The following is a 15,451-nucleotide window of genomic DNA, read 5'->3' on the forward strand; positions in this document are numbered from 1 at the left end:
GCCCCACGGAGCCCCCCCTGCCCCGCCGCGAGGTGTATCCGTAGGGGAAGGCCGCGCGGCCGTGAGCGCCGTCCCCGAGGGCTCACGGCCGTCGCATTCCACACACTCCGCGCCACGCCCGCACGCGCGCATGCGCTAACATTCTCCCCGACGAGGCGGCGGGCCCAGGCACGCGGCGGCGTCGCGCGCCTTTCGGGGGGACGCCCATGAACCGGAGCACCACGTACCTGCTGTGTCTCACCGCGCTGGCCACCGTCTCCAGCGGCTGCTTCCTGCGCACGGGCTACATCCTCGACGCGCTGAACACACCCGGGGACCCGCGGGCGGCACCGCTGCCCGTGCCCATCCAGGAGCGCGCGGCGCGCCTCACCCGCACGCACCTGGTGGACGCCTACGCCGACCCCGCCGAAGCCGCGCGCTGGATGTCCGCGATGGGCAACGCGCCCCAGCCCATCCTCGAGCAACTGGACTGCCTGAAGCAGAGCGCGGGCGGCAGCAACAGCGCGTGCTACGAGCGCTTCCTCAAGACAGCCTTGGAGACGCCGCAGTGGGGCCTGCCGTCGCTGCCCACCACGGTGGACCCCGCCGCGCCCTCACCGCGCGAAGTGGACGCCGCGCGCTTCCTGGCCAACACGCTGGGCATCGCTGCGTCGCTGGTGGCCCTGCGTGATGCCCAGGGGGACCGCGTGCCCCTCCAGGTGCTCACCCGCGGCATCCGCGAAGGCTCCGAGTCCGCCGCGCAGTACGTCAGCGTCCGCAAGTGGAACCGCACGCTGGGACGCCCATCCAACGCCATTGTCCTGAGCGGCGGCGGAGCCAATGGCGCGTTCAGCGCGGGGGCCATCTGGCGGCTGCTCGGCGTGCTGGAGCAGTGCCGCGGCAAGCCGGCGCCGGAGGGGTGTGGAGACGCGCGTATCGACCTGGCGGCGGGCAGCAGCACCGGCGCGCTCGTCAGCACGCTGGTGGACCTGTTCCACACGCCGGGCCACGAAGAGGCCGCGCGCCAGCTGCTCATCAGCAACTACACCTGCTCGGTGGAGTCGGACCTGTACTGCGTCAACAACACCTGGATTTGGAAGATTGCCTCCAACCTGCGTGGCCTGGTCCAGTTCGACGGCATCTACGGCAAGCTCCGCGCGGCGGTGGTCCCCGAGCAGCTCACCAACGGCACGGAGCTGGTGGCCGTCTCCGTGGACTTCGACACCGGGGACGTCTTCGGCATCAGCGACCAGGACCCGGCGAACTTCGACCCGAACGCCACCGAACAGCAGCGCGTGGAGGGCATCATCAACGGCGTCGTCGCCTCCATCGTGGAGCCCGTGCTCGCAGACCCGGTGCCGTGGCTGCCGTCACACACCGGGAGGATGAAGGGCTCCTTCTTCGACGGCGGCGTGCGCTCCGGACTGCCGCTGCTCCAAGCCGTCCAGCGCGGTGCCGAGCGCGTGCTGGTCATCTCCACCGGCGGCGTGGAGCCGTCACCGGAGAACCCGCCGGACAACGCCGTCAGCGTGCTGATGCGCACCATCGACCTGTTCGTCGCCCAGCCGCGCGTAGGTGAGGTGCAGCAGGGGGAGATGGCCGCCGTGGGCCGGCGCTTCGCGGAGTACAACGTCTGCGTGGAGCGCCTGGCGAACGTGACCGACGCCACCAGCGTCAGCGCCTTCTGCCGCCGCACGGGCATGGGCTTCGTCCCGCGCGAGCCCGGAGCCCTCAAGGCGGCTACCAGCATGTGGCTGGGCTCCGCCCGCTTCGACCAGGTGGCCTCCAGTTGGCGTTCGTCGTGGATGTTCCGTCCGGACTCGCAGCTCCAGACGGCCAGCGGCTACGGCTTCTCCCCGGAGGTCATGCGGCCGCTGTTCAAGGAAGGCGTGAAGCACTTCCAGCAGCGTTGCCATGAAGTGCTGCGCCTCTTCGAGATTCAGGGCACGCTGGCCGCCTCGGAGTGCGACAAGCCGGTGGACGACGCGGTGTCGGAAGCCGAGGCGCGGTTCGCTCCACTGGCCCAGTGCATGAAGGGCAAGCCCGAGCAGCGCTCGTGCAAGTGAGCCCTGGAGGCATATCCTCCAAGCGTCCATGTCCGACCGGTCGTCCCTCATCCGTTGGCTCGTCATTCCCGGTGTGAGCCTGGGCGTGCTCATCCTGAGCGCCGCCCTCTCCTACTGGCTGACGCGCCCTGTCCACGACGAGCCGCTGCCCGTCGGACCGCCCCCCGCCGAAGAGCTGCCCGCCCCGCAGCCGCCCGGCACACGCATCGCCCCCACGCCCGGCCTGTCACCGCCCAGCGTCACACCCCCACCGGTGCAGCCTCCGCCCGGCTTTCCGGCCTCGCGGACCGACGTGCCCGCGCCGCCCGCGGCCTCGGGGGACCCGCGGCGCGTGGTGGAGGTGGAGCCAGTGGTCGAATCCACCACCGGCCGCATCCACGCCGACGACATCCGTGCCGCCATCCAGGCGGTGACTCCGCTCGTGCAGCAATGTTTCGAGGACGCGGCACAACGCAACCGGGGTCCGCAGACAGTGAAACTGCGCTTCACCGTGGAGGCGGGCAGCGAAGGCGGGGTGATGGGCGCGGGCGAGCTGGTGTCCAGCACCATCCCCGACCCCTTCGTGCAGGCGTGCGCGCTGGACTCGCTGCTGGACGTCCGCTTCCCTGCGCCCTTTGGCGGAGGGAAGGCGACGGTCGTCTACCCCTTCGAGTTCCGTGTCCCCGGGGAGACTGGCCGGTAGGGCCCGGTTTTGCGTAAGGTGCCGGAGCCCCCGACCCTTCATGCCCGTTACCGTCGAACAGCTCGGTCCCCAAGACGCGGAAGCCCTTCGGGGGCTGCTGTCCAAGGACCCGGTCCACAACCTCTACCTGCTGGGGTTGCTGGAGGAGTTCGGCATCGCCCCCCGTGGCAGGGTGCCCTTCGCCTTCTACGGGCGCTTCGACAGCCAGGTCCTCACCGCCGCCGTGTTCGTGGGCGGCGACGGCGGGCTGGTGGTGCCCAGCGTGAGCGATGCGGGCGCCACCAGCGTCATCGCGGACGCGCTGTCCTCGCGCCTGACGCTGCGCTCCACCGTGGGCGACAAGTCGTCGGTGGACGCGCTGCTGCGCAGCCTGGCCCCAGGCAAGCCACGCCTGTCGCGCACGCAGCGGCTGTTCAGCGTGTCGGCGGATGACCTGGGCCCCTTCACCAACCCGCTCTTGCGGCTGGCGAAGGAAGAGGACCTGCCCCGGCTGCTGCCCCTGGCCCAGGGCTACGTGCGCGAGGTGCACGAGCGAGACCCATTGGCCGAGGACCCGCGCGGCTACGAGGCCCGCGTCATCCAGCGCGTGCGACAGCGCCGCACCTACGTGTTGGAGGAGAATGGCGCGCTGGTGTTCAAGGTGGATATCGGCAGCCGCTCCCAGTACGGCGCGGAGCTGGAGGGCCTCTACACGCTGCCTGCCGAGCGCAAGAAGGGCCACGCCCTGCTGTGCCTGGGCCAGATTTCCCGCCACCTGCTGTCCTCGCTGCCGCGGCTGACCCTGCGCATCGACGAGCGGGACGAGAGCACCGCTCGCATCGCCCGCAAGGTCGGCTACCTGGCCGGCCGGACGTGGCGGCTCGTCCTGGTGGACTAGCGGCCGGCCGCGTACAGTCCGCGCCCGCATGAGCCGTCCCACGCCTTCCCGCCGTCCCCTCTCTGGAGAGGGCCCCGTCATTCTTCACGCCGCCACCGACCCGCGCTGGCTGCCCCTGGCGCTCGAGCGGTTCGACGAGGTGCTGGTGGACCATGCCCACTGCGAGAAGAAGGCCGCCGCCAACGCGCTGTCCATGCTCCAGGCCTACCCGGACCTGCCGGGGCTGCCCTCGCAGATGGCGCGGCTGGCGCGCGAGGAGAGCGCGCACCTGGCCCGCGTGTTGGACTTGATGGCGGCGCGTGGCCTTACGCTGACCAAGGACGCGGGAGACCCCTACGCCCAGGGCCTGCAGAAGCTGATTCGCACGCCCGCCGCCGAGCGCCGCATGGACCGGCTGCTGGTGGCCGCCGTCATCGAAGCCCGCTCCTGCGAGCGACTGTCCCTGCTGGCCGAAGGCCTCACCGACCCGGCCCTGGCTCGCTTCTACGGCGAGCTGGCCCAGTCCGAGGACGGCCATCAGTCCCTCTTCTACCGGCTGGCCGTCACCGCGTCCGAAGGCGACGAAGCCATCGTGAAGGCGCGGCTGGAGTGGATGCTGGAGCGCGAGGCCCAGGTCATCACCGACGTGGGGCTGCGCGCCGCCATCCACTGAGCCGTCACGGCCCCGTGGGCGCCCGCAGGCCCACGGCCGGACGAGACGGCGCCGGAGAGGAGCCCTTCTCCAGCGGCCATGCCCAGGGCACGGCCACCGTGAGCAGGACGACGAGCACCGCGGTGAGCGGCGTGCCCAGGCGGAAGAAGTCCGTGAAGCGGTAGTGCCCCGGCCCGTACACGAGCACGCAGCTGGGCTCCAGCGGAGTGATGAACGAACAGCTGGCCGCCAGCGTCACCGCCATGGCGAAGGGCCGCGCGTCCACGCCGAGCTGCTGCGCGGCGTTGATGGCCACTGGCAACACCACCAGCGCCGCGGCCTGGTTGCTCATCGGCGCGGACAGGATGATGGTCAGCACCATCAGCAACACCATCACCATGCGCGGGCCACCATACGCGCCCAGCGCCGCCACCCTGTCTCCCACGAACGCGCCCGCGCCGCTCACCTCCATGGCCAGCCCCAGCGCCATCATGGAGCCGATGAGCAGCACCACGCGCCAGTCCACGCGGAACGCGGTGCGCGGGTCCACGCAGCCCGTGGCAATCATCAGCAACATGCCGGTGAGGCCCGCCACCGACAGCGGCACCACGTTCAGCGAGCCTGCCGCCAGCGCGCCCAGGAACAGCACCACCGCCAGCAGCGCCTTGCCGTAGCGCGGGGGTTGGTATTCGTGGCCGCTGAGCACCGTCAGGTTGCCGCCCCGCGCCAGCTCATCCACCCGGTCGCGCGCGCCGCGCAGCAGCAGCACGTCCCCCACCGACAGCGGCAGCATGGACAGCGAGCGCTCCCCGAAGGTGCGGCCCAGGAGCTGGAGCTTGGTGATGCGCTGGATGGCGGGCTTGCGGTGCAGGGCCAGCGCCACCAGGCCGTAGCGCTCCACGAAGAGCGTCTCCTTCAGGCTTCGCCCCACCAGCGGGCTCTCGGGTGGCACGATGGCTTCGATGAGGAGGGAGTCCTTGTCGTGCAGCTCCTCGTCGGACAGCCGCACGTCCGGGCGGATTTGGATGCCGCGCAGGTCCTTCACCCGCAGAATCGTCTCGCGGTTGCCTTCGATGAGCAGCCGCTCGTCGCCGCGCAGCCGGTAGCCGGGCACCGCGGACAGGGCCTCGCCGTCGCGGATGATGCCGATGACGCGCAGTCCCAGCCCCTCCGAGATGTCCCCCAGCTCCTTGCCCGCGTAGCGCGAGTCCGACGGCAGCACCGCCTCCGTGAGGTAGTCGCGCAGCGTCCAATCCTCCATGGCGCCGCGCCCCTCGCGGGCCGGCAGCAGCCACGGCGCCAGCAGCACCACCCCGAGGATGCCGACAATGGCCAGCGGCAGCCCCACCGGCGCCAGCTCCGTCACGCCGATGCCCGGCATGCCCTGCCGCTGCATCGCGGCGGACATCACCAGGTTGGTGGAGGTGCCGTAGAGGAACACCATGCCGCCCAGCATCGACGCGTACGCCAGCGGCAACAGCACCTTGCTCTTGGGCACCTTGGCGCGCTGGGCCGCGCCAATGGCCACCGGCAGGAAGGCCGCCGTCGTCACCGTGTTGGAGATGACAGAGGAGAAGGCGGCCACCGCCACCATCATCGCCATGACGAACGTCTGGTGGCCGAAGCGGGCGAAGAAGGCCAACCGTTGGCCCACCAACTGAACCACGCCCGTCGATGCGAGCCCCTGCGTCATCGCGAGCAGCGTGAAGATGAAGATGACAGTGTCGTTGCTGAACCCCTCGAACGCCTGCACGGGCGTGAGCACGCCGGTGAGTGCCAGCAGGCACACCACCACGAGCGAGCTGACCTCGATGGGAAGCGTGTCGAACGAGAACAGCACCAGCGCGACGACGACAACACCCAGGACGATGGCGATGGTCATAAGGCCCGCCCCAACCTGTATTCGCTGCGCTGATATGGCGAGTGTCGTGGCGCAGTGCGCCGTTTACTTCTGGATGACCGGTCGCTGATAAGTGGAATTAGGAGCGGCCTGTTCGGTACCAAGATGGGTGACCGGTCGTGGGTTGCATTTAGGCCCCCCTTCCAGAACGTTTGGGGCCTGTCTCCAGACCTGAACCACAAGGACGAATCCATGGCTTCGACGCATGTTGCGGCGGAGGGCCAGCAGGCCCCCACGAATAACCCCACGCTCCTCGCCTGGGTGGCCAAGATGGCCGAGATGACCCAGCCGGACAGCATCGTCTGGTGTGACGGGTCCGAGGCGGAGAAGAAGCGGCTGACGGACCAGGCGGTGAAGGAGGGCATCCTCATCCCGCTGAACCCGGAGAAGCGCCCCAACAGCTACCTCCACCGCTCCAACCCGAACGACGTGGCGCGCGTGGAGCACCTCACGTTCATCTGCACGCCGAACAAGACGGACGCCGGCCCGACGAACAACTGGATGGAGCCCGAGGCGGCCTACACCAAGCTGGGCAACCTGTTCAGCGGGTGCATGAAGGGCCGCACCATGTACGTGGTGCCCTACGCCATGGGCCCCATCGGCAGCCCCTTCACCAAGCTGGGCGTGGAGCTGACCGACAGCATCTACGTCGTGCTGAACATGCGCATCATGGCGCGCATGGGGAAGCAGGCGATGGACATGCTGGGTGACAGCGACGACTTCAACCGCGGCCTGCACAGCACCGGCGACGTGGACCCCGACCGCCGCTACATCTGCCACTTCCCCCAGGACAACACCATCTGGAGCTTCGGCTCCGGCTACGGCGGCAACGTGCTGCTGGGCAAGAAGTGCCTCGCGCTGCGCATCGGCAGCTACCTGGGCCGCGAGGAAGGCTGGATGGCCGAGCACATGCTCATCCTGGGCGTCACCAGCCCCAAGGGTGAGACCACGTACGTGGCCGCCGCCTTCCCGTCCGCGTGTGGCAAGACGAACTTCGCGATGATGATTCCGCCCCCCGAGTACAAGGGCTGGAAGATTGAAACCGTCGGCGACGACATCGCGTGGATGCACCCCGGCAAGGATGGCCGCCTGTACGCCATCAACCCGGAGGCCGGTTACTTCGGCGTGGTGCCCGGCACCAACTACAAGACGAACCCCAACGCGATGGAGTCCATCGCCAAGGACACCATCTTCACCAACGTGGCGCTGACGGCGGACGGCGACGTGTGGTGGGAGGGCAAGGACGGCGAGGTCCCCGACGAGCTCACCGACTGGCAGGGCCGCCCCTGGAAGAAGGGCAGCACGGAGAAGGCGGCGCACCCCAACAGCCGCTTCACCGCGCCCATGTCCAACAACCCGGCGCTCAGCCCCAAGGCCAACGACCCGACGGGCGTGCCCATCTCCGCGCTCATCTTCGGCGGCCGCCGCTCCAACACCGTCCCGCTGGTGCTCCAGGCCTTCAACTGGACCCACGGCGTGTTCCTGGGCGCCACCATGGGCAGCGAGACGACGGCCGCGGCCACCGGCAAGGTCGGCGTCGTGCGCCGCGACCCCATGGCCATGCTGCCCTTCTGCGGCTACCACATGGGTGACTACCTCCAGCACTGGCTGGACATGCAGAAGCACATCGCCCAGTTGCCGAAGATCTTCCAGGTCAACTGGTTCCGCCAGGACAAGAACGGCAAGTTCATGTGGCCGGGCTTCGGCGAGAACATGCGCGTGCTGGAGTGGATCGTGAACCGCGTCCACGGCCGCGTCCCCACCCAGGAGACGCTGCTGGGCTGGGTGCCCCGCGCCGACCAGGGCCTCAACCTCAAGGGCCTGGACCTGGCCTCCGACGTGGTGACGGAAGTCACGTCCATCAAGGAGGACGAATGGAAGGCCGAGCTGAAGAGCCAGGAGGTCTTCTTCGAGCAGCTCGGCACCAAGGCGCCGGACGCGCTGATGCTCCAGCGCAAGCTGCTGATGGCGCGCCTGGACCACTGAGTCCCCGCCGGCCTGTAGCAGTCTGAAATACCCCGGGGCCGCCTCCCGCTCGCACCGAGCGCGGGGGGCGGCCCCTCCATTTTTCACAGGAAGTAAAAGTCAGCTCTTCGACCTTCCCGGAGCTCCGCGCTAGGCTCTCAGGTCATGAGACTGGCTTTCGTGTTGTCGGTGATTCTCGCGCTGGCGCCACCGCTGGCGTTCGCACAGCGCGGGAAAAATGCAGCGGCCCTCATCAAGGACGGCGAGCGGCTGTACCAGGCAGGCAAGTACCGTGAAGCGGCGGATGCGCTGAAGAAGGCGCATGAAGCCCAGCCCCATCCGCGGCTCATCTACAACATCGCCATCTCCCTGGAGAACGCGGGAGAGCTGCGCGAGGCAGTGACCTGGTACCAGCAGTACGTCGGCGCCACCGACGGCACGGACCCGACGCTGCTCAAGCGCAGCGCGCGTAGCATCGACCGGCTGAGGGTGCTCATCGAGAAGGAAGACCAGGTCGCGGCCGCGTCCAACGCCGAGCGCCAGCGGCTCCAGGACGAAGCGGACGCCGCGCGCCGGCAGGCAGAAGAAGAGCAGCTCGCGGCCCGCCGCGCCGAGGACGAGAGCCGGCGCCAGCAGGAGGCCGAGCTGCAGCGCGCGCTGACGTCCTACAAGCGCCAGCGCATCGGCGCGTTCGCCGCGGCCGGCGTGGGCGCGGCGGGCGTGGTGGCGGGCGTGCTGTTCGGCATGCAGGCGCGCGACGCGCGTGAGCAGTTCGACGGCGCCACCAGGGTGGAGACCAAGGAGGAGTTCGCCGACAAGACGCGCAGCCGGGCGCTGCTGGCGGACGTCGGTTTCGGCGTGGGGCTGGCCGGTGTCATCACCGCCATCGTCCTCTACCCGAAGGATGGCCCCCCGGTTGCGGGTGAGGTGCGAGTCACGATGGCGCCCAAGGGCGCCGGAGCAGGAATGGCGGTGAGCTTCTGATGCGCGCGCTGCGATTGATGATGACGGGAAGCACCCTGCTGATGGCCGGGTGCAGCTTCACCACCGCCGGTGGACTGACCGAGTGCGAGACGTCCTCGGACTGTGAAACCGCGCAGGTGTGCACCGCTGGCTACTGCCTGCCGCAGCCAGAGGGCTGTGGAGCGGTCTACGGCCCGGCCTCCGCGGCCAATGCCATTCCCCTGGGCGCCGTGGTGCCGCTGAGCACCTCCGACGGCCCGGACGAGTCCGAGGTGCAGGCGCTCAACGCCATCAAGCTGGCGCTCGATGAAATCAACCAGCGGGAGGGCGTCAACGGCCGGCCCTTCGTCCTCCACATCTGCGACACGCGCTCGGAGCCGAACCGCGCCGCCGAGCAAGCACAGTGGCTGATGCGTGAGCGCCAGGTGCCGATGCTCTTCACCTCCAGCAGCGCCCAGGCGCTCGCGGTGTCCTCGTTCACCGTGCCCAACGGCGTACTGATGATTACGTACAGCGGCACCAGCCCGGACATCGCCGCCATCAACGACCAGAACGGCACCACGGCAGGCCTCGTCTGGCGGACGGCGCCGTCCGACGTGCTGCAGGGCCGCATCATCGGAGACCTGCTCCAGGGCGACATCCTGGTGAACGGCGCTCCGCTCTTCGACAGCATCTCCAAGGTCGGCATCAGCTACGTGAATGACGCCTACGGGCAAGGCCTCTTCGGCGTGACGCTGGGGCGCATCGACACCACCCAGCGGACCGTGACGTCCTCCCAGTACGCCCGCAACAGCGCCGACGTCTCCAGTGTGGTGCAGCACATCACCACCAGTCTGCCGGATGTCGAGGTCCTCATCGGCTTCTCCGAGGACAACGCGCGCATCATCAACCAGACGGCCGCCGCGGGCCGGAACACCCAGCGGTGGTTCTTCACCGACGCCGGCAAGGACCGGGGCCTCTTCACCGCGCTGGGCGCCAACGAGCAGCTCGTGGACGATTCCTACGGCACGTCTCCGGCGCAGGCCCGTCCAGACCTCGTCTATCAGCTGTTCGCCCAGCGCTTCCGCTCCGCCTTCAACCAGACGGACCCGGGCCAGTACTCCTTCACCGCGCACGCGTATGACGCCATGTACCTGGTGGCGCTCGGCGCCGCGTATGCCGCCGGTCCCGACGTCAACAACCCGCAGGCCATCACCGGCGCGCGCATGGCGGACGGCCTGGCGCTCGTGACGCCGGGCGAGGCCGGCACGTCCCTGAACTACAACCTGGGCACGGAGGGCTTCGCGGGCGCTCGCGCGGCCATCCGCAATGGACAGGTCATCAACGTGACGGGCGCCAGCGGCGACCTCGACTTCGACGCCACGGGCGAGGCGCCGTCCGAGTACGAGCTGTTCCGCGTGAAGGACGGCGGGTTCCAGACGGTGCAGCTCATCGCGCCGCCCACGGAGTGACGTGACGGGGCCTCAGGGCCCCAACGTCCGCGCGAGCACCTCGACGGCGGCGGCGAAATCCTCGGGCTGAGGCAGCAGCGACAGCACGAGGAAGGCGCCGCCGCCGAAGTCGTAGAAGTAGCCCGGCTGCACCCGCACGCCCGCGTCCAGCAGGGCCAGGCAGGTGGCCTCCTCGCCGGGCGCCCTCGGAATCCGCACCACCGCGCTCCACCCGCCCTCCGCCGGCACCACGTCCCAGTGGGCGTCGCGAGGCCGGGCCGCGAGCAGGTGCTGGCGGTTGCCCCTCACCCGCTCCAGCACCGCCGCCTGGAAGCGCGGCCCGTGGGCCAGGAGCGCAGGCAGGGCCCGCTGCACGGGCGTGCCCACGGGCAGGTACGTGTCCCCCACCCACTCCAGCCGAGCCAGCGCCTCGTCACGGAGGGCCGCGGGCCCGCCCACGTGCGTCCACGCCAGCTTGAGGCCGGGCAACCCCACGGACTTGGAGAGGCCGCCCAGGGCGAAGGTGAGCATCGGCAGCGCGCGCCCCGCCACGGAGGCCACGCGCCCGGGCGCGGGCGCCCAGGCGAAGGGGGCGAAGACCTCATCGCAGACGAGCGCCAGTTGGCGGCGGGCACACACGTCCGCCAGCGCCGCCAGCTCGCCTTCGTGCAGGAAGTGGCCGGTGGGGTTTCCGGGGTTCACCACCAGCACCGCGCGAGTGCGCCCGTCGCACGCCGCCGCCACCTCCCCCGCGTCCAGGCCGAAGCCGTGCGCGCGGGGCAAGGCGTAGGAGCGCGTCTGGACGCCCTCCAGACGCGCGAGGTGCTCGAAGAGGGGGTAGCAGGGGGCCGGAACGAGAACGTTGTCCCCTGGCTCGCACAGGAGCTTGAAGAGCCAGCCGTAGGCTTCACTGGTGCTGGAGGTCAGCAGCAGGTGCGCTTCGGAGACCGGGGTGCCCCGCGCCGTGAAGTCCGCCACCAGCGCCTGTCGCGCGGAGGCGAGCCCCAGGGACTCGGGTTCGTAGGTGAAGGCGTCCTCGGGGGCCAGGAGCGCCGCGTCCGGCAGGGGCAACCCCACACGCGTGGGGTTGGATTCCGTCAGGTCCAGGAGGAGACGGCCGCTGGCGCGGTGCCTTTCGAGCGCCAGTGCCAGCGGGTTGGGTGTCCGTGCGAAGTCCGTCCGCGCGGAGAAGCCGCTCACAGGCCCGTTTGCAGCATGGCGTTCGCGACACGACGAATCAGGTCGCGGCGAACCTCCTTGCGGCAGTGCTCGATAGCCTTGTCGTGAGGCCGAGGAAGTTGAGGGTCGCGAGCGCGCAGAGCGGTCCGGAGCACGAGCTCCACCTTGGAGGGCTCGATGTGAAAGAGCCGAGGCCCTTCCTTTTGCAGGAAGTAAGAAAGCCCCCTCTGGTCCATGAGCTTCTTGTACAGCCGCCGGACGTCCGCGAGGAACGTGAGATCGATGATGTCCGCCATTCGTGAGGCGTTCTCGCGCGGAAAAAACGGCACGTCCATTTCACGGCCGCATGTCCCGAAAACTTGCGCGACCTGTAGCACTGGCCCTGAAACCGAAACGCGCCGGAGGCCGAATTTCCGGCCTCCGCGCGTTCAGGGCAGCAGCGGCCGCAGCGCGTGGCGGAACGCGGCGTGGCGCCGCCGCGCATCGGGCAGATAGGGCACCGGTCCCAGCACCGGGACGCCGTGGCGCGCCTCCAGGAGCCGCCGGTTGTCGCGCTCCGAAACATCCTTCGCGGACGTCCCACGCGACAGCAGCACGGCCCGCACGGGAATGCGGCGCGCGGCCAGCGCCTGGAGCGACAGCGCGGTGTGGTTGAGCGTGCCCAGCCCCGCGCGCGCAACCAGCAGCACCGGCAGGCGCAAGGTGGCGATGAGGTCGATGACGTCGTGCTTCGAGTCCAACGGCACGAACAGGCCCCCTGCCCCCTCCACCACGGCGTTGCCCCCACGCAGCCGCCGCCATGCGGCCAGCGTGACGTTCCAGTCGGGCTCGCGTCCCAGGCGACTGGCGGCCACGCCGGGCGCGACAGGCAGACGGAAGCGGTGGGGACACACTTCATCCACGCTCAGCGAGCTGCCCGCCGCCGCGCGCAGGGCCAGCGCGTCCGCGGGCGCACGCAGGGACGCGCAGCCGCTCTCGTAGGGCTTGAAGCCCTGGGGCCGCAGCCCCGCGTCCGCCAGCAGCGACAGGAGCGCGCACGACGCCTGCGTCTTCCCCACGCCGGTGTCCGTGCCCGTCACGAAAATCTGGAACGGCTTGCCACGCTCAGCCACGGCGGACTCCCACGGTGCGCAGCGCCTCCAGCGCCAGGTCCACGTGGCCCACGGTATGGGAAGCGGACAGGCAGAAGCGCAGGCGGCTGGTGCCCTCGGGGACGGTGGGCGGGCGGATGGCCTTCACCAGCACGCCCACCTCGCGCAGGCGGCGCGCGGCGTCCAGCGCACGCTCGGGCTCGCCGAGGATGATGGGGAACACGGCGCTGCGAGGCTCGGCGCGCACGCCCAAGCCGCGCAGGCCGTCCGCGAAGCGACGGATGTTGCGCCACAGCCGCTCGCGCAGGTCCGGGTCGCCCTCCACGGCGTCCACGGCGGCCTCGGAGGCGGCGCACAGGTGCGCGGGCAGCGCGGTGGAGAAGACGAAGGGACGCGCGCGGGAGACCAGCAGGTCCGCCACCTCGCGTGAGGTCGCCACGTATGCGCCCATGACGCCCAGCGCCTTGCTCAGCGTGCCCATGCGCAGGTCCACCTCGTTCTCCAACCCCAGCTCATCGCAGAGGCCCGCGCCGCGGGCGCCCAGCACGCCGGTGGCATGCGCTTCGTCCACCATCAGCGCGGCGCCGTGGGCCCGGCACGCGGCGACGATGTCGCGCAGCGGGGCCACGTCTCCGTCCATGGAGAAGACCGTGTCCGTCACCACCAGCTTGCGGCGTGCGGGCGTCTCCGCCAGGGCGCGCTCCAACGCCTCCACGTCCGCGTGTGGATAGACGCAGACGCGGGCGCGTGACAGCCGGCAGCCATCCACGAGCGAGGCGTGGTTGAGGGCATCGGAAAAGACGGCGTCCTCGGGCCCCACCAGCGCGGGGATGATGCCGGTGTTGGCGGCGTAGCCGCTGTTGAACAGGCGCACAGCCTCCGCACGTTCGAAGGCGGCCAGCCGCGTTTCCAACCGGTGATGCGCGGCGGTGTCGCCCACCACCAACCGGCTGGCACCGGTGCCCACGCCGTAGCGCTCCACGGCGGCCAGCGCCGCGGCACGCACGGTGGGCGACGCGGCCAGCCCCAGGTAGTCATTGGACGAGAAGTTGACGAGCGTCTCGCCCCCCACGCGCACCACGGGCCCCTGGGGCGAATCCAGGGGCTCCAGGTATCGGCGCAGGCCGCGCTCGGACAGGGCCTCCAGGTCCTCCCGGGCCCACGCCGCCGCGACGGCTTCATCACTCACGGTGGCTCAGCCTTCCTGACGCGGCTCCAGGGGGCGGATTCCCGCCTTCTCCAGCAGGGCCATGTCCTGGGTGTACTCGGGGTTGCCGGTGGTGAGCAGCTTCTCGCCGAAGAAGAGCGAGTTGGCGCCCGCCATCATGCACAGCAGCTGCGCCTCGTCGTTCATCTGCTGCCGGCCCGCGGACAGGCGCACCATGGACTGGGGCATCAGGATGCGCGCGGTGGCGATGGTGCGCACCATGTCCACCGTCTCCACGCGCTGCTGCTCCTGCAGCGGCGTACCCTCCACGGCCACCAGCGCGTTGATGGGCACCGACTCCGGGTGGTGCTCCTGGTTGGCCAGGGTGCGCAGCAGGTTGCAGCGGTCATCCACCGACTCGCCCATGCCGATGATGCCGCCGCAGCACACGGAGATGCCGGCGTCGCGCACGCGGTTGAGCGTGCGCAGGCGATCTTCATAGGTGCGGGTGGAGATGATGTCGCCGTAGTGCTCGGGCGACGTGTCCAGGTTGTGGTTGTACGCGGACAGGCCGGCCTCGCGCAGGCGCTTCGCCTGGCTCTCGGAGAGCATGCCCAGGGTGGCGCACGCCTCCATGCCCAGCGCGCGCACGCCGCGCACCATCTCCAGCACGCTGTCGAACTGCGGACCGTCCTTCACCTCGCGCCACGCGGCGCCCATGCAGAAACGGGTGGCTCCGGCGGCGCGGGCCTTGGACGCGGCATCCAGCACGTCCGGCACGGCCATCAACTTCTCCGCCTTGACGCCCGTCTTGTAGCGAGCCGCCTGCGGGCAGTACGAGCAGTCCTCCGGGCAGCCGCCCGTCTTGATGGACAGCAGTGAACAGAGCTGGACCTTGTTGTCCACGAACACGGCCCGGTGGACCGTCTGGGCCTTGTGCACCAGGTCCAGCAGGGGGAGCTCATAGAGGGCCCTCACCTCCGACAGCGACCAGTCATGGCGCACGTCCACGCCCGCCGGTGGCGGCGCGGCGACGTGGGCGTGACCGGAGAACTCGCTCTCGCTGGAGACAGTGGCGGTATCGGGCATGGGCTCCTCTACGGACGGATGAGGGCCCGAACGTGCGTGGACCCCGGAAGGTTGTCAACGCCCGCGAGCAGGCAGGTTGACGACTTTCCAGGGTCCATCGCCCCTCGGGAGGGGCTCAGCGCGTCAGCTGACGCGCGGCCCTAGACATGGACGCGGCGCCCTCTGCCCGCGAGTCCCACCAGGAATAGCACCAGGAGTGCGCCCAGGACGGAGAACAGGAGCCCTGTCGGGTGCAGGTCGAAGACGCGGCCGTCACTGCGGAAGAGCGAAGCGATGAAACCTCCCACGAAGGAGCCGGCGATACCCAGCAGCGTGGTGGCGAGGAGCCCCATCGACTGGTTGCCCGGCATGAGCGCGCGGGCAATCAGACCCGCGAGAAGGCCAATGATCAGAAACGCGATAATCCCCATGACTACCTCCCTTGCTTGTTTAGCGACGCAGGGTGCGACGCC

The 15,451-nt window shown here is 70.0% G+C and carries 14 protein-coding genes; 7 read left to right on the forward strand and 7 right to left on the reverse strand.

The genetic code is table 11. The features are described from left to right. Positions 1 to 206 precede the first annotated feature (206 nt). The 4 genes from F8M74_RS30330 to F8M74_RS30345 are packed head-to-tail and all read left to right on the forward strand — an operon-like array spanning position 207 to position 4,256. Positions 207 to 2,045, forward strand: a complete 1,839-nt coding sequence (locus tag F8M74_RS30330; RefSeq protein ID WP_141259158.1) for a patatin-like phospholipase family protein — start codon at positions 207 to 209, stop codon at positions 2,043 to 2,045. A gap of 28 nt (positions 2,046 to 2,073) precedes the next feature. Next, a complete protein-coding gene (locus tag F8M74_RS30335; RefSeq protein WP_163884632.1) occupies positions 2,074 to 2,727 on the forward strand; it encodes an AgmX/PglI C-terminal domain-containing protein in 654 nt (217 codons plus the stop codon). Between the two features lie 40 nt (positions 2,728 to 2,767). Continuing rightward, positions 2,768 to 3,604, forward strand: a complete 837-nt coding sequence (locus tag F8M74_RS30340) for a GNAT family N-acetyltransferase (protein ID WP_163884634.1) — start codon at positions 2,768 to 2,770, stop codon at positions 3,602 to 3,604. 28 nt (positions 3,605 to 3,632) lie between these two features. Next, on the forward strand, positions 3,633 to 4,256 hold the full coding sequence (locus tag F8M74_RS30345; RefSeq protein WP_141257701.1) for a tRNA-(ms[2]io[6]A)-hydroxylase: 624 nt from the start codon (positions 3,633 to 3,635) through the stop codon (positions 4,254 to 4,256). A gap of 4 nt (positions 4,257 to 4,260) precedes the next feature. Here F8M74_RS30345 and F8M74_RS30350 read toward each other — a convergent pair whose 3' ends face one another. Then, positions 4,261 to 6,117, reverse strand: a complete 1,857-nt coding sequence (locus F8M74_RS30350; RefSeq protein ID WP_141257700.1) for an SLC13 family permease — start codon at positions 6,115 to 6,117, stop codon at positions 4,261 to 4,263. 210 nt (positions 6,118 to 6,327) lie between these two features. Here F8M74_RS30350 and F8M74_RS30355 point away from each other — a divergent pair, with 210 nt between their 5' ends. The 3 genes from F8M74_RS30355 (at position 6,328) to F8M74_RS30365 (ending at position 10,514) form a co-directional block, all read left to right on the forward strand. After that, on the forward strand, positions 6,328 to 8,121 hold the full coding sequence (locus F8M74_RS30355; protein ID WP_141257699.1) for a phosphoenolpyruvate carboxykinase (GTP): 1,794 nt from the start codon (positions 6,328 to 6,330) through the stop codon (positions 8,119 to 8,121). Positions 8,122 to 8,265: 144 nt separating this feature from the next. Beyond that, a complete protein-coding gene (locus F8M74_RS30360; RefSeq protein WP_141257698.1) occupies positions 8,266 to 9,084 on the forward strand; it encodes a hypothetical protein in 819 nt (272 codons plus the stop codon). After that, a complete protein-coding gene (locus F8M74_RS30365; RefSeq protein ID WP_141257697.1) occupies positions 9,084 to 10,514 on the forward strand; it encodes an ABC transporter substrate-binding protein in 1,431 nt (476 codons plus the stop codon). Before F8M74_RS30360 ends, F8M74_RS30365 begins: the two co-directional genes overlap by 1 nt. Before the next feature lie 12 nt (positions 10,515 to 10,526). On the opposite strand, the gene F8M74_RS30370 is transcribed toward F8M74_RS30365, so the two are convergent. The 6 genes from F8M74_RS30370 to F8M74_RS30395 form a co-directional block, all read right to left on the reverse strand. Next, positions 10,527 to 11,693: a pyridoxal phosphate-dependent aminotransferase gene (locus F8M74_RS30370; protein ID WP_141257696.1), complete on the reverse strand. Its 1,167-nt coding sequence runs from the start codon at positions 11,691 to 11,693 to the stop codon at positions 10,527 to 10,529. Next, positions 11,690 to 11,968, reverse strand: a complete 279-nt coding sequence (locus F8M74_RS30375; RefSeq protein ID WP_141257695.1) for a hypothetical protein — start codon at positions 11,966 to 11,968, stop codon at positions 11,690 to 11,692. Before F8M74_RS30375 ends, F8M74_RS30370 begins: the two co-directional genes overlap by 4 nt. A 132-nt stretch (positions 11,969 to 12,100) precedes the next feature. Continuing rightward, positions 12,101 to 12,784 carry a dethiobiotin synthase gene (gene bioD / locus F8M74_RS30380; RefSeq protein WP_141257694.1) on the reverse strand — a complete coding sequence of 228 codons (684 nt, stop codon included), beginning with the start codon at positions 12,782 to 12,784 and terminating at the stop codon, positions 12,101 to 12,103. Next, entirely contained in the window at positions 12,777 to 13,952 is a 1,176-nt protein-coding gene (bioF, locus tag F8M74_RS30385) for an 8-amino-7-oxononanoate synthase (RefSeq protein ID WP_141257693.1), read from the reverse strand. The genes bioD and bioF overlap by 8 nt, the downstream gene beginning before the upstream one ends. A gap of 6 nt (positions 13,953 to 13,958) precedes the next feature. Then, entirely contained in the window at positions 13,959 to 14,999 is a 1,041-nt protein-coding gene (bioB, locus tag F8M74_RS30390; protein WP_141257692.1) for a biotin synthase BioB, read from the reverse strand. Between the two features lie 140 nt (positions 15,000 to 15,139). After that, the gene (locus F8M74_RS30395; protein ID WP_141257691.1) at positions 15,140 to 15,409 is read right to left on the reverse strand and encodes a GlsB/YeaQ/YmgE family stress response membrane protein; all 270 of its coding nucleotides are present in this window, start codon (positions 15,407 to 15,409) and stop codon (positions 15,140 to 15,142) included. Between the last annotated feature and the right edge of the window lie 42 nt (positions 15,410 to 15,451).

The organism is Myxococcus sp. CA023, from assembly GCF_010998615.1.
In the GTDB taxonomy this organism is placed as follows: Bacteria; Myxococcota; Myxococcia; order Myxococcales; family Myxococcaceae; genus Myxococcus.